Annotated in this window: 13 protein-coding genes; 6 read left to right on the top strand and 7 right to left on the bottom strand. The window is 71.1% G+C overall.

Annotated features, from left to right (window positions below; all coding sequences use genetic code 11):
- Nucleotides 1-25: 25 nt before the first annotated feature.
- From A8711_RS12820 to A8711_RS12790, 7 genes are all read right to left on the bottom strand, one after another.
- Nucleotides 26-949, bottom strand: a complete 924-nt coding sequence (locus A8711_RS12820) for a M56 family metallopeptidase (RefSeq protein WP_069088325.1) — start codon at nt 947-949, stop codon at nt 26-28.
- Nucleotides 946-1,308: a BlaI/MecI/CopY family transcriptional regulator gene (locus tag A8711_RS12815; RefSeq protein WP_082930889.1), complete on the bottom strand. Its 363-nt coding sequence runs from the start codon at nt 1,306-1,308 to the stop codon at nt 946-948. The genes A8711_RS12820 and A8711_RS12815 overlap by 4 nt, the downstream gene beginning before the upstream one ends.
- An 87-nt stretch (nt 1,309-1,395) precedes the next feature.
- Nucleotides 1,396-2,055, bottom strand: coding sequence for a DUF305 domain-containing protein (locus A8711_RS12810; protein ID WP_064445482.1), 660 nt, complete (start codon nt 2,053-2,055; stop codon nt 1,396-1,398).
- A 76-nt stretch (nt 2,056-2,131) separates the two neighbouring features.
- Nucleotides 2,132-2,545, bottom strand: coding sequence for a DUF6153 family protein (locus A8711_RS12805; RefSeq protein ID WP_064445481.1), 414 nt, complete (start codon nt 2,543-2,545; stop codon nt 2,132-2,134).
- A gap of 110 nt (nt 2,546-2,655) precedes the next feature.
- Nucleotides 2,656-3,141: a DUF3237 domain-containing protein gene (locus tag A8711_RS12800; RefSeq protein ID WP_069088324.1), complete on the bottom strand. Its 486-nt coding sequence runs from the start codon at nt 3,139-3,141 to the stop codon at nt 2,656-2,658.
- Complete coding sequence (locus A8711_RS12795; RefSeq protein ID WP_198033248.1) at nt 3,138-3,605, bottom strand: MarR family winged helix-turn-helix transcriptional regulator; 468 nt, start codon at nt 3,603-3,605, stop codon at nt 3,138-3,140. The genes A8711_RS12800 and A8711_RS12795 overlap by 4 nt, the downstream gene beginning before the upstream one ends.
- Nucleotides 3,602-4,831: a flavin-dependent oxidoreductase gene (locus A8711_RS12790; protein ID WP_223201402.1), complete on the bottom strand. Its 1,230-nt coding sequence runs from the start codon at nt 4,829-4,831 to the stop codon at nt 3,602-3,604. The genes A8711_RS12795 and A8711_RS12790 overlap by 4 nt, the downstream gene beginning before the upstream one ends.
- A 238-nt stretch (nt 4,832-5,069) precedes the next feature.
- Here A8711_RS12790 and A8711_RS12785 point away from each other — a divergent pair, with 238 nt between their 5' ends.
- From A8711_RS12785 to A8711_RS12760, 6 genes are read left to right on the top strand one after another with little or no spacing between them, the layout of a single operon-like run.
- Complete coding sequence (locus tag A8711_RS12785; protein ID WP_069088323.1) at nt 5,070-6,047, top strand: ABC transporter substrate-binding protein; 978 nt, start codon at nt 5,070-5,072, stop codon at nt 6,045-6,047.
- Between the two features lie 7 nt (nt 6,048-6,054).
- Nucleotides 6,055-6,825, top strand: a complete 771-nt coding sequence (locus A8711_RS12780; RefSeq protein WP_069088322.1) for an ABC transporter permease — start codon at nt 6,055-6,057, stop codon at nt 6,823-6,825.
- Complete coding sequence (locus tag A8711_RS12775; RefSeq protein WP_051610846.1) at nt 6,822-7,637, top strand: ABC transporter permease; 816 nt, start codon at nt 6,822-6,824, stop codon at nt 7,635-7,637. The genes A8711_RS12780 and A8711_RS12775 overlap by 4 nt, the downstream gene beginning before the upstream one ends.
- Nucleotides 7,630-8,448 (top strand): ABC transporter ATP-binding protein, encoded by an 819-nt coding sequence (locus A8711_RS12770; protein ID WP_043322950.1) that lies wholly within the window; start codon nt 7,630-7,632, stop codon nt 8,446-8,448. The genes A8711_RS12775 and A8711_RS12770 overlap by 8 nt, the downstream gene beginning before the upstream one ends.
- Before the next feature lie 56 nt (nt 8,449-8,504).
- Nucleotides 8,505-11,099 carry a bifunctional acetaldehyde-CoA/alcohol dehydrogenase gene (gene adhE / locus A8711_RS12765; protein WP_233607835.1) on the top strand — a complete coding sequence of 865 codons (2,595 nt, stop codon included), beginning with the start codon at nt 8,505-8,507 and terminating at the stop codon, nt 11,097-11,099.
- A 33-nt stretch (nt 11,100-11,132) separates the two neighbouring features.
- Entirely contained in the window at nt 11,133-13,562 is a 2,430-nt protein-coding gene (locus A8711_RS12760; protein ID WP_069088320.1) for a phosphoketolase, read from the top strand.
- Nucleotides 13,563-13,607: the final 45 nt, after the last annotated feature.

Here is a 13,607-nt window from a genome sequence, read left to right as displayed (position 1 = left end):
CGCGACGCCCGGGTGGTCCCGGGGTCTACAGGCAGAACAGGATGCCGGTGACCACACCGGCGCCCAGCGGGGCCGCCAGGGTGGTCGAGGCGAGCACGGCACGGGCGAGCAGGTTACGGCGGTGCGGGCGGCGCCCCTGGAGGCGCTGCAGCCGGATGGCCACATCGGCACCGGCCATCGACAGCGCGGACGGCGGGTGCGGCGCGCCGGCGAAGGTCAGCAGCGCGTCGCGGACGGCGGTCGGGCCGCACTCGCGGACGGCGGCGGCGTCGGCGCGCAGTTCGACGAGCAGGCGCACGGCCGCGGGCGCCTGGCGGGTCAGGGGCAGCCACGGTACGGCGGCGGCGAGCCCATCCACGGCGGCCACCAGGAGGTGGTGACGCTCCCGCAGGTGTGCCCGCTCATGGCTGAGCACCGCGGCGAGCTGCTCGGCCGGCAGGTCACCGGCGGCGCTGGCCAGCACCGTCAGCCCGCCGGATCCGCCGAGGCTGTAGGCCATCGGGGTCGGGTGAGGGATCCACAGCACCGCCGCCTCGCCGCGCTCCGGCGGGTCGCCGGCGAGCGTGAGCAGGTCGGCGTGGGCGCGGCGGGCACGGCGGGCGCGCAGCGCCCGGCGGGTGCAGGTCGCCGTGAACCGGGCGAGCAGGGCCAGCAGGAGCAGCGCGCCGGTCGCCCCGACGATCTCGTCGACGGCGGGCGGCCGGCTGGGTTGCGCCCAGTGCCAGCAGATGCGGGCGAGATCGTGCAGCGCCCACTGCCGGGTGCTGCCCGGCGCGAGGAGCATCACGGTGGCGAGGACGAAGGTGGCGAACACCGCGACGATCAGGCCGAGCCAGCCGAGCAGCATCGCGACGGGGTCGGCGACGTGCCGGAAGCACAGCCGCAACGCGGCGGGGCCACACCAGGCGACCATCGCCGCGCCGGTGACGAGGGCGAGCGCGAGGCTCACTTCCCGGACTCCCGCTCGTCCAGGACCTGCCGCAGGATGTGCAGCTCGCGGTCGGAGGCGGATCGGGCGAAGTGCAGGAGCACCAGGTCGGGGTGGGTGCTCGTCTCGACGACCCGGCGCAGTGTCCGCGCGATGATCTCCTCGCGGGTACCGGCGGCACGGTAGCGGTAGGCCTTGCCGTCCTTCTCCCGTACGGCCCAGCCCTTGCGGTGCAGGTTGTCCAGCACGGTCAGAACCGTCGTGTACGCCAGGACCCGGTCGGTGGTCACCGCGTCGAGGACGTCGCGCACGAGCACGGGCTCGGGCGCACGCCACAGGACGTCCATCACTGCCGATTCGAGTCGGCCCAGTTCCGCCACGCGCTCTCCCTTCGTGCCGGTCAGGGTACGTCAGGTGTCGTGGCGGTGCGGCCGGTCCCGACGCCAGGGCCGGCCGCACCCGGTCGCCTACAGGCGGTCGAGGATCTTCTGCAGGGTCTGCACCTCGGCGGCCTGATCCGAGGCGATCCTGGCGGCCAGCGCCTTGGCCTCGGGGTTGCTCCCGTCGGCCTGTTCGGTCCTGGCCATGTCGATGGCACCCTTGTGGTGGGCGATCATCATCTCGGCGAACATCTTGTCGAAGGCAGCGCCATTCGCCGCGGCGAGGTCCTTCATCTGCTGCTCGGACATCATGCCGGGCATCCCCGAGTCCATCCCCGGCATGCCGTGCCCGGGCGTGGCGCTCATGCCGGGCATGCTGTGGTCGCTGGGCAGGTCCGTGGGCTTGCCCCAGGCCGTGAGCCACCCCTTCATGGTGGCGATCTCCGGATCCTGCGCCGCCTTGATCTTGGCAGCCAGGGCCTTCAGTTCGGGGTCGTTCGCGCGCGTCGGGGCCAGGTCGGCCATCGTCACCGCCTGCTGGTGGTGCGGGATCATCATCTGGGCGAACATCACGTCCGCGTCGTTGACGGTGGCGTCGGCCGAGGGCGAGGCGCCCGCTGCGGAACTGCTGCCGGTGCCGTGCGTCATGCCGCCGGTGTCGTCCGCGCCGCCGCAGGCGGCGGTGCCGAGCAGGGCGGACAGGGCGACGCCCGCGAGGGCGGCGCGGCGCAGGATGGTCGGTTTCATCAGTACGTGGTCCTTGTCGTGAGGTGTTCCGGAACGGAGTCGTCGGGTCCGGGCGAGACGCCGGACCGTGCTCTCCTCACGTCCGCAGGACCGTTACGGCTCGCAGTCGCAGCCCGATGGTCGGGCGGGGTGGGCCCCGGTCCGGGCGGTTCATCCGGGACCAGGGGCCAGTCGGTGTGCCGGCGCCCCGGTGGCGTCGGCGCAACAGGGCCAGGACGCCGAGGACCAGGGCGCCACCCAGCACCGCCAGGCACACGGTGAACGCGTGCGCCCCGTCGCGATGCCCGGGCGAGCCGTCCGGTTCGTGTGCGACGCCGGGCGCGGCGGCGATCTCGTGGGCGGCACCGACGCCGTGGCCGGTGCTCCCGTGTGCGGCGCTCGCGTGGGCGGCGTCGGGTCCGGCCGGATGGCCGAAGGTGTGCATGCCGAACACCCCGAACGCCACGGCGACGAACAACGCCAGCCGCAGCAGGGGGTGAGTGCGTCCCATCCCACCCCCTCCGCAGGCTCGAGCATCTACTACAGGCGCATAGTAGATGGGATAGCACAGGGGCCGGGCACGGGGAGGGCGATCGCGCACAACCCGCCGCCCGGGACCACCTAGGTGACGCGGTAGGCGGTGTAGCGCACCCGGTCGGCCTCGCGGATCGCCGACGCCACGAAGATCGACTGCTCCAGCGCGGCCAGCGTGGGCACCGACGTCTCCAGTCGTACGCCCAGGCGGAAGTAGTACTCGGCGGGGTCGACCGCGTCGCCGCGCAACAACGCCGCGAGGACCTCCGGGCGGCCGCTGCGGACGCCGAACGTCCGGAGGTAGACGTGGCCGCCGTCGGCGGTGCGCGCCGAGTAGCGCGTGTCGATCTCGATCGCGCCGTCGGGGCGGACCAGCTGCCAGTCGGCGCCGCCGGGCAGGATGTCGGCGTCGAACAGGCCGGTGACCCGGCCGCCGACGACAGGCACCACGCGCCGGTGGCCCGCGCGGGTCACCCCGTGGTCCTCCAGCGCGCCGAGCCGCACCTCCACGTCGAACGCGGCCTCCAGTCCGGGCACCGCCGGGGCGCTGACCGCGGGTCGACGCGTACTCATGGGGTGTCCTTGGTGTCCGCGAGCGCGTCGCGCAGGCGCTCCAGCGCGGGCACCGCGGCGGCGAGGGCCGCGCGGTCCGCCGCCGACAGGGTGGCCGCGGCGCGGGCGACCAGGTCTCCGCTCGCGAGGTCGAAGCGGTCGAACAGGTCGAGGGCCTTCGGGGTGGCCAGGACGTCGACGTGGCGGTGGTTGCCGGGACGGGGGCGGCGCTCGACCAGGCCGTTGCCCTCCATCGTGGTGAGCAGGTTGCTGACCGTCGAGCGGCTCAGGCGGAGTCGTTCGGCCAGCTCACCGGGGCCGGACACGGTGCCGCGGGGCAGTGCCCGCACGATCTCGATCTGCGCGTCCGGGATCTCCGGCAGGTGCTCGGCGGCCCGGGCGGCGGCGAGCAGCGTGCGGCGCAGCGGTGAGATGACCGAGGCCAGGCGTGCCGCGTCCAGTTCGGCCGATTCGGGGCCGGTCACGGCAGGACACCGGAGAAGACCGTCGGCGTCAGGGAGGCGCGTTCGTTGAGATCGGCGGGCAGGAAGCCGGCCGCCTTCTTGTAGCCGGTGGCGATCTCGGTGAGCTCCTCCGGCGGGATGACGTCGTGGATGTGCGCGAACCCGTCCGGCGCGCGCTCGCGGGCGAGCACCATCACCTGCTCCGGGCCCTGCCGCCGGTTGCTCAGCACGAGCGCGGTGGTCGCCGGCCGCCGGTCCGCCTCGTAGGCGTCCAGCGCCGCCGGGACCGTCGTCGCGGTGGCGAGGTGGAAGGCGAGGGTACGCGCGTCCAGGATCGCCTGCGACGCCCCGTTGGAGCCGTTCGGGTACATCGGGTGTGCCGCGTCTCCGAGCAGTGTCGTGTTCCCGTGGGTCCACGTGTCGATGGGGTCGCGGTCCACCATGGGGTATTCGAGGATCTCGTCGGCAGCGGCCAGCAGTTCCGGCACGTCGAGCCACGGGAAACGCCAGTCCGCGAAGAGCGCGACGACGGGCGCGGGGTCGACGGTCCGGTTCCAGTCCGCGTTGGGCCCGGCGAAGCCGGGGCCGCGCCGCTCGGCCACGACGTTGATCACGCCGGGACCGATCGGGTACGCGACGAACTTCTGCTCCGCGTCCCCCGCCATGATCATGGTTCGCCCGTCCAGGAATCCGGGTGCCCGGGCCGTCCCCCGCCACAGTGTCAGCCCGTTCCAGATCGGCGGCCCTTCGTCGGGCTGATGTTGCCGGCGCAGCGCGGAGTGGATGCCGTCCGCGCCGACGATCAGGTCGGCCGCGACGCTCACCTCTCCCGCTGCCGTGGCGAAGCGTGCGACGCCGTCGTGGACGCCGACGAGCCGGTGCCCGGTGCGCACCACGTCGGCGCCCAGCCGTTCCCGCACCACGGCGAGCAGTTCCATCTGGAACCGGCCGCGGTGCACGGAAAGCTGCGGCCAGCGATATCCGGCGTCCAGTCCGCGCGGCTCGCTCCAGATCTGCTGACCGTGCCGGTTGTAGTAAGCCAGTGTGCCGGGTGCGGCGCCCAGCCTTTCCACGCGTTCTCCGAGACCCAATTCGGTTAGCTCTCGGACGGCGTGCGGAAGCAGATTGATCCCGACGCCGAGTGGGCGCAGCGCGTCGGCGCGCTCATAGACGGCGATGTCACGGAAGCCGGCCCGGTGCAGGCTGAGCGCGGTGGTGAGGCCACCGATACCAGCGCCCACGATCACGATCGCCAAGTCGTCGCCCCCTCCGCCACCGCACAGTTTGGTCACAAAATCGTCGTTCGTCAAGACGCATTGTCATCGAGGTCGGACCACTTCGGTCGCAATGCGAGTGGCCTTATCAGAATTCTTGACAATCAATCAACTCTGCACGACGCTGATCGACGCGGTCGGATGGTTCACCTCTGTTCGCCCGCCCCCACTCCTCCGGATGCACCAGCGCTTCGCACGGAAGGGCTCGTCCATGAAGAAGGTCACCGCCCTGGCTGTTCTCGCCAGCGTCGCGATCGCCCTGACCGGCTGCACCGACTCCGACGCCACCGATCCGTCCCCCGGGTCGAGCGGCGAGCTGCGCAAGGTCCGCGTGGCGGCGCTGCCCATCAGCGAGACCGCCGCGCTGTGGGGCGGCATCAAGGCGGGCATCTTCCGGGAGCAGGGGCTCGACGTGGAAGTGGTGCCCGCACAGGGCGGGGCCCAGGCCATCCCGGCCCTGATCAACGGCGACATCGACTTCGCCATCGGTCAGCCGTTCGGCCCGTTCCGGGCCGACCTGCAGAACCTCGGCGTGGTGATCATCGGCAACTACGCGTCGTCCTACGCCGACGGTGACGACATCAACGCCGTGCTGGCGTCGGCGAAATCCGGCATCACCCGGCCGTCCCAGCTCGCCGGGCGCAAGGTGTCGGTGAACAGCCTGGGTGCCGCCGGCGACGTCACGATCATGGCGGCGGTCGAGAAGGACGGCGGCGACCCCACCAAGGTCAAGTTCGTCGAGGTGGCCTTCCCGGACGCGCCCGCCCAGCTCGCCGCCGGCAACATCGACGCCGCCTGGGTGACCGAGCCGTTCATCACCCAGATGCGCAAGCGCGGCGACGTCCTCGTGGTCGCCCCGTACCAGGCCACCGTCCCCGGACTCACCACCCTGACGACGATCACGTCGAGCAAGCTGAAGGACTCCGACGCCGCCCTGGTCGCGGACTTCTCGGCGGCGATGAAGAAGACGCTCGCCTGGGCCAAGGATCCGGCCAACGAGAAGGATCTGCGCCAGGCCATCAAGGACAACCTCGAACTGCCGGAGGCGGTGGCGGACTCCGTGCGGCTCCCGTCGTTCGGGTGGGAGCTCGACCGGGCCGGCCTGGAGCAACTGGCGACGCTCGCCCAGAAGTACCGCGTGCTCGACCGGCGCCCCGACTTCGACCGCCTCATCCAGCAGCAGCAGTAGCCGGCCGATGCGCAAGATCCTGCTGGGCGCCGTCGGCCTGCTGGGGTTCCTCGTCGTCTGGCAACTGATCCCGGCGCTGGGGCTGGTCGACCCGGACTACCTGCCGTACCCCACCGACGTGTTCGGACGGCTGGCCCAGGAGGTCCGCGACCTGGCGTTCTGGCGTCGGGTCCGGCTCACCATGACGTCGTGGGTGATCGGTCTGACGGTGGCGACGCTCGCGGCGGTCGCGCTGGGCACCGTGGTCGGGATGGTGCCGTTCCTGCGTCGCGCGACCCACACGACAGTCGAGTTCCTGCGACCGGTGCCGTCGGTCGCGCTGATCCCGCTGGCCGTGCTGATGTTCGGCCTGCAGATGCGCGCCGCGCTCGTCATCATCGTCTACGCGGCGTTCTGGCAGGTGTTCGTGCAGGTGATCTACGGCGTCGCCGACGTCGACAGCGTCGCCCGGGACACCGCGCGGAGTTTCGGCCTCACCCGCGCCGAGCGGCTGCGCTACCTCATCCTGCCGACCGCTCTGCCGTACCTGATGACCGGCCTGCGCCTCGGCGCGGCGGTCGCGCTCATCCTGGCCGTCACCGCCGAGATGGTGATCGGCAACCCCGGCCTCGGTCGGATGATCGAGCTGTCCCGCTCCGCCGGTGACGCCGTCGGCCTGTACGGCCTCGTCGTGGTCACCGGGATGCTCGGCCTGCTGGTGAACGTCGTGTTCCGCTTCGTCGAACGCCGCTCGCTGGCCTGGCACCAGTCGGTGCTCGCGGACGAGGCGGCCCGATGACCGCCGTCGGCGCGGCAAAGGCCCGCCCTCGTGACCTGGGCGTCAGGGTCGCCGAGAACCTCCTGTTCGCGGTCGGCCTTCCGATCCTGGCCGTGGGCCTCTGGGCGGTCTGGTCCACCCGGTCGACGAGCCGGTTCCTCGTCGGCCCCGGCACGCTCCTCGACGCGTTCCGGCAGACCTGGATCGGCCCGGCGTTCGTCGAGGACGTCCTGCCGAGCGTGTACCGGCTCCTGATCGGCCTGTTCGCGTCGATCCTGCTCGGCGTCGCCGCCGGCGTCGTCATCGGTCGGCTCCGCCCGCTACGCGAGATGCTCGAACCGCTGCTGGAGTTCTTCCGCGCGATTCCGCCGCCGGTGCTGATCCCGGTCGCGATGCTCCTGCTCGGCATCACCGACACCATGAAGGTCGTCGTCATCACCTCCGGCGCGATCTGGCCGATCCTGCTGAACACGATCGAAGGCGTCCGGTCGACCGACAGCGTGATGCTGGAGACCGCGCGCTCGTTCCGGATCTCGCGGTGGGACCGGCTGTGGCTGCTGATCCTCCCGGCGGCGAGTCCGCGCATCATGACCGGCGTACGGCAGGCGCTCTCGGTGGCCCTGATCCTCATGGTCATCTCGGAGATGTTCGCGTCGTCGGCGGGCCTCGGCTACCGGATCGCCTACTTCCAGCGGAACTACCTCATCGCCGAGATGTGGAGCGGCATCCTCCTGCTCGGTCTCATCGGCGTCTTCCTCGCCGTGGCCTTCGGTGTCGTCGAACGCCGCGTCCTGCGCTGGTACCACGGAATGAAGGAGATCACCCGTGCCTGACGGGACCCCCCTGTTGCGGGTCGAGCACCTGCGGAAGGTCTACGCCTCCGGCCGGGGCGAGGTCGAGGCGATCGGGGATCTCAGCTTCACCATGGATCCCGGTGAGCTGCTGTGCGTCGTCGGTCCCTCCGGCTGCGGCAAGACCACGCTCCTGAAATGCCTCGCCGGACTGCTGCGGCCCACCAGCGGCCTGGTCGAGATGGAGGGCTCGCCGGTGACCGGGCCGAGCCCGGCGATGGCCGTGGTCTTCCAGGAGTACGGCCGCAGCCTCTACCCGTGGCTGACCGTCCGCGGCAACGTGGAGCTTCCGCTCCGCCACAAGAAGCTCTCCCGCGCCGAACGCGCCCGGCTGGTCGCCGACGCCCTCGACGCGGTCGGGCTGCCGCAGTCGGCGCGCAGCCACCCGTGGCAGCTCTCCGGCGGAATGCAGCAACGGGTGGCGATCGCCCGCGCCATCGCGTACCAGCCGGACGTGCTGATCATGGACGAGCCGTTCGCCGCGGTGGACGCGCAGACCCGCGCGGACCTGGAGGACCTCGTCCGCGAACTGCACCTGACCCGGGGGATCTCCACCGTCTTCGTGACGCACGACATCGACGAGTCCGTCTACCTGGGCCAGCGCGTGCTCGTCCTGTCGAACTCACCGACCCGGGTGCAGGAGGACCTGGTGATCGACCTCCCGGCGGAACGCGATCAGCTCACCACCCGGGCCCTGCCCCGGTTCACCGAACTGCGGACCCACGTCTACGAGCAGATCCAGCGGGCCAAGCGCGGGCCGGTGGTCCCGTCCTCGCGGGCCCACCGGCCATAGTCGCATCGATCACCGCGGATCTATGTTCGGGGTGACGACCGATGGAGGGCGGAAGCATGATCGGAACCCTGGTGGAGAACGGTCTCACGGCGTTGGCCGCCTACGACTCCTACGGCCAGGAACAGATCGACGGGATCGTGAAGAAGGCGTCGGTGGCGGCGCTCGGCCGGCACGCCGAACTCGCGATGCTGGCGGTCGAGGAGACCGGTCGCGGCGTGTTCGAGGACAAGGCGGTGAAGAACATCTTCGCCTGCGAACACGTCACCAACCACATGGCCGACGTCCGCACGGTCGGGGTGATCGCTCAGGACGACATCACGGGCATCACCCAGATCGCCGAGCCGGTCGGCGTGGTGGCCGCGGTGACGCCCGTGACGAACCCGACCTCGACCACCATCTTCAAGGCGCTGCTGGCCCTCAAGACCCGCAACCCGGTCATCTTCGCCTTCCACCCGGCGGCGCAACGGTGCAGCCAGGAAGCGGCCCGCACGGTCCGCGACGCCGCCGTCGCCGCCGGCGCGCCGGAGCACTGCATCCAGTGGATCGACGAGCCGTCGGTGGCCGCGACGAACGAGCTGATGCGCCATCCCGACGTCTCGGTGGTCCTGGCGACAGGCGGCAACGCCATGGTCCGGGCCGCCTACTCCACCGGCAAACCGGCGCTGGGCGTCGGCGCCGGGAACGTCCCCGCGTACCTGGAGGCGTCGGCCGACGTGGCCCGCGCGGTGAACGACGTGGTGCTGTCCAAGGCGTTCGACAACGGCATGATCTGCGCCTCCGAGCAGGCCGTCATCATCGACGACGCGATCCGGCCGGCCGCCCTCGCCGAGTTCCGGCGACTGCACGCCCACATCGCGACGCCGGAGGAGAAGTCGCTGCTGGAGAAGCTGCTCTTCGGCTCCGGGAAGCTCAACCCGGACGTGGTCGGGCAGCCGGTGACCTGGATCGCCGAACACGCCGGATTCCCGGTCGACCCGGACACCTCGATCATCCTGGTTCCGGTCGGCCGGGTCGGCCCGGCCGAGCCGCTGACCCGGGAGAAGCTCTGCCCGGTGCTCGCCCTGCTGCCCGCCACCGGCCACGACCAGGGATTCGAGTACGCCGAGCAGATGGTCGAGTTCGACGGCCTGGGGCACAGCGCCGTCATCCACACGCGCGACGCCGACCTGGCCGAGGCGTACGGCCGCCGGGTCAAGGCCGTCCGGATCATCTGGAACGCGCCGGCCTCGCAGGGCGGCATCGGCGACATGTACAACGCCTTCCTGCCGTCGCTGACGCTGGGCTGCGGAAGCTACGGCCACAACTCGGTGTCGCACAACGTCACAGCGGTCGACCTCATCAACATCAAGCGGGTGGCCCGGCGGACGAACAACCTGCAGTGGTTCAAGGTGCCGCCGAAGATCTACTTCGAGCCGAACGCGATCCGCTACCTCGCCGACATGCCCGGCGTCCGCCGGGTCACCGTGGTGACCGACCACACCATGACCAGACTGGGGTACGTGGACCGCGTGCTGTCCGTGCTGCACCGCCGCCGCGAGCAGGTCGCCCTGCAGATCATCGACGACGTCGAGCCGGAGCCCAGCGTACAAACGGTCGACCGGGGCGCCGAGTTGATGCGCTCGTTCCGCCCGGACACCATCGTCGCGCTCGGCGGCGGTTCGGCGATGGACGCCGCCAAGGTGATGTGGCTGCGCTACGAGCACCCCGAGGTGGTCTTCGCCGATCTGCGGGAGAAGTTCTTCGACATCCGCAAACGCGCCTTCAAGTTCCCCACCCTCGGCGCGCTGGCCCAGCTCGTCTGCGTTCCGACCACCTCCGGCACCGGAGCCGAGGTCACCCCGTTCGCGGTCATCACCGACACCGATTCCGGCAAGAAGTACCCGCTCGCCGACTACGCGCTCACCCCGAGCGTGGCGATCGTCGACCCGGTCCTGGCCGCCGACCTGCCGGCGGTGGTCACCGCGGACAGCGGCTTCGACGCGCTCACCCACGCCATCGAGTCGTACGTGTCGGTCTACGCCAACGACTTCACCGACGGTCTGGCCCTGCACGCCGTCCGGCTCATCTTCGGCAACCTCGCCCGGGCCGTGCACCAGGGCGCCGCGGACCCGGCGGCCCGCGAGAAGATGCACAACGCCGGCACGATCGCCGGCATGGCGTTCGGCAGCGCCTTCCTCGGCATCGTGCACGCCATGTCGCACACCCTGGGTGCCACGTTCCACGTCGCACACGGGCGCACCAACGCGATCCTGCTCCCGCACGTCATCAGGTACAACGGGACCGTGCCGAGCAAGCTCACCGGCTGGCCCAGGTACGAGACGTACCGGGCGCCGCAGCGCTTCGCCGACATCGCCCGTACCCTCGGGCTGCCCGCGGCCACCGACGCCGAAGCGGTCGAAGCCCTGGCCACGGCGATCGAGCGCCTGCGCGACGAGGTCGGCATCGAGCCGTCGTTCGCGGCCGTCGGGGTGGACGAGCGGGCCTTCCTCGCCGCGCTGCCGCAGCAGGCGCTGAACGCGTACGAGGACCAGTGCGCGCCGGCCAATCCGCGGATGCCGATGCTCGGCGACATGCAGGAACTGATGCGCGCCGCGTACTACGGATCGAGAGGGCCGAAGGTCCCGCGGCTTGCGGTCTGCGGCCCCCGGTGAACGAGCCCGGCTGGGCCTAACCTGGGTCCGGACATGACGAGATCAGTGAAAGGAAGCACGGTGACCGCGGTCGAATCCGAAATCCGTACGCTCGCCGAACTCGACGACACCGAACTCGCCCGTCTGGACGCGTGGTGGCGGGCGAACAACTACCTGACCATCGGGCAGATCTACCTGCAGGGCAACCCGCTGCTGCGCGAGCCGCTGTCGACCGAGCACATCAAGCCGCGCCTGCTCGGCCACTGGGGAACCAGCCCCGGCCTGTCGCTGATCTACGCGCATGTCTCCCGGCTGATCCGGCACACCGGTCAGCAGGCGATCTACCTGGCCGGCCCGGGCCACGGCGGGCCGGCGCTGGTGGCCGCCGGCTATCTGGAGGGCACCTACAGCGAGATCTACCCGGACGTCAGCCAGGACGAGGCCGGGATGCTGCGCCTGTTCCGGCAGTTCTCCAGCCCGGGCGGCATCCCGTCGCACGTGTCGGTGACCACCCCGGGCTCCATCCACGAGGGTGGCGAGCTGGGCTACGTCCTGGTCCACGCGTTCGGCGCGGTGATGGACAACCCCGACCTGCTGGCCATCGCGGTGGTGGGCGACGGCGAGGCCGAGACCGGGCCGCTCGAGGGTTCCTGGAAGGGCGTGTCCTTCCTCAACCCCGAACGCGACGGCGCCGTCCTGCCGATCCTGCACCTCAACGACGCCAAGATCTCCGGTCCCACCGTACTCGGGCGCAAGGACCCCGAGGAGGTACGCCACCTGCTGCGGGGCCACGGCTACGACGTCATCGAGGTCGAGGGCTCCGACCTGCCCGGCATGCACCACCGCTTCGCCGCCGCGCTCGCCGCCGCGTGGACGAGGATCCGCGACATCCAGACCGCCGCCCGTGACGGTTCCTGGGACGGCACCCGCCCGACCTGGCCGCTGATCGTCCTGCGGTCGCCGAAGGGCTGGACCGGCCCGGACACCGTCGACGGGACGCCGGTCACCGGCACGTGGCGCTCGCACCAGGTGCCGCTGTCCGGCGTCAAGGACAACCCGGAGCACCTCGCGCTGCTCGAGCGCTGGCTCAGGTCGTACCGTCCGGAGGAGCTGTTCGATTCCACCGGCGCGCCGGTGGCGCTGATCCGGGACCAGGCCCCCGACGGCGACCTGCGGATGAGCGCCAGCCCGCACGCCAACGGCGGACTGCTGACCCGGGACCTGGACCTGCCGGACTTCCGGTCGTACGCGATCGAGGTGCCCCGGCCGGCGCAGCAGCGGGCCGAGTCGACGCGCAAGCTGGGCGAGATGATCCGCGACATCTACACGCGCAACGCCGACCGGTTCCGGTTGTTCTGTCCGGACGAGACCAACAGCAACCGCCTCGGCAGCGTCTTCGACGTCTCCGACCGTGCCTTCATGGAGCGGGTGACACCGGAGGACGTGGCGATCGGCCGCGACGGCCGGGTGATGGAGGTGCTGAGCGAGCACAACTGCCACGGCTGGCTGGAGGGCTACAACCTGACCGGCCGGCACGGCATGTTCGCCACCTACGAGGCGTTCGCGATGGTCAGCGCCTCGCAGACCGTGCAGCACGGCAAGTGGTTGCAGGAGGCCAAGCACCTGCCCTGGCGGGCGAAGGTGCCGAGCCTCAACGTGCTGCTCACCTCGACGGCGTGGCGCAACGACCACAACGGCTTCTCCCACCAGGGGCCGGGCCTGATCCAGGTGGTGCTCACCCAGCGGGGCGACGTCGCCCGGGTCTACCTGCCGCCGGACGCCAACACCCTGCTGTCGGTGGCCGACCACTGCTTCCGGTCGCGGTCGTACATCAACCTGATCGTCATCGACAAGCAGCCGCAGCTGCAGTACCTGTCCATGGACGAGGCGATCGAACACTGCGCCCGCGGCGCGGGGATCTGGGAGTGGGCCGGCACCGACGACGGCACCAGCGATCCCGACATCGTCCTGGCCTGCGCCGGCGACGTCGTCACCATGGAGACGGTCGCGGCGGCACAGATCCTGCGCGAGCGGCTGCCCGGGCTCAAGGTCCGCGTGGTCAACGTGGTCAACCTGATGACCCTGGTCCGGCCCAAGGACCACCCGCACGGCATGAGCGAGACCCTGTTCACCGAGCTGTTCACCGACGACGTCGACGTGATCTTCTCCTTCCACGGCTACCCCGGCGCGATCCACCAGCTCGTCCACGGCCGCCCGGACGCGGACCGGTTCCGCGTGCGTGGCTTCATCGAGCAGGGCACGACCACCACCCCGTTCGACATGACGGTGCGCAACAAGGCGTCGCGGTACCACCTCGTGATGGACGCCATCAACAACGCCAAGCGCCTCCCACGCGGCGCCGCCGACCTCAAGGCGTGGTGCCGCAGCCAGCTCGACCGCCACGAGACGTACGTGGTGGAGCACCTGGAGGACATGCCCGAGGTGCGCGACTGGGCCCTCGGCGACTGGGCCGCGCGCGGCTGAGGCAGACGGAGACGGTGACGCCGCCCGGCGTCACCGTCTCCGTTC

Source organism: Micromonospora sp. II, assembly GCF_001709195.1.
In the GTDB taxonomy this organism is placed as follows: Bacteria; Actinomycetota; Actinomycetes; order Mycobacteriales; family Micromonosporaceae; genus Micromonospora; species Micromonospora chalcea.
Note: the sequence above shows the minus strand (reverse complement) of the source record. Positions and strands in the feature narration are given on the sequence as shown.

What these genes read in the sequence shown, in the direction of transcription:
- A8711_RS12810 (WP_064445482.1), bottom strand. Translation starts at nt 2,055, where the DNA reads ATGAAACCGACCATCCTGCGCCGCGCCGCCCTCGCGGGCGTCGCCCTG.
- A8711_RS12805 (WP_064445481.1), bottom strand. Translation starts at nt 2,545, where the DNA reads ATGGGACGCACTCACCCCCTGCTGCGGCTGGCGTTGTTCGTCGCCGTG.
- A8711_RS12800 (WP_069088324.1), bottom strand. Translation starts at nt 3,141, where the DNA reads ATGAGTACGCGTCGACCCGCGGTCAGCGCCCCGGCGGTGCCCGGACTG.
- A8711_RS12785 (WP_069088323.1), top strand. Translation starts at nt 5,070, where the DNA reads ATGAAGAAGGTCACCGCCCTGGCTGTTCTCGCCAGCGTCGCGATCGCC.
- A8711_RS12780 (WP_069088322.1), top strand. Translation starts at nt 6,055, where the DNA reads ATGCGCAAGATCCTGCTGGGCGCCGTCGGCCTGCTGGGGTTCCTCGTC.
- A8711_RS12775 (WP_051610846.1), top strand. Translation starts at nt 6,822, where the DNA reads ATGACCGCCGTCGGCGCGGCAAAGGCCCGCCCTCGTGACCTGGGCGTC.
- adhE (WP_233607835.1), top strand. Translation starts at nt 8,505, where the DNA reads ATGATCGGAACCCTGGTGGAGAACGGTCTCACGGCGTTGGCCGCCTAC.
- A8711_RS12760 (WP_069088320.1), top strand. Translation starts at nt 11,133, where the DNA reads ATGACGAGATCAGTGAAAGGAAGCACGGTGACCGCGGTCGAATCCGAA.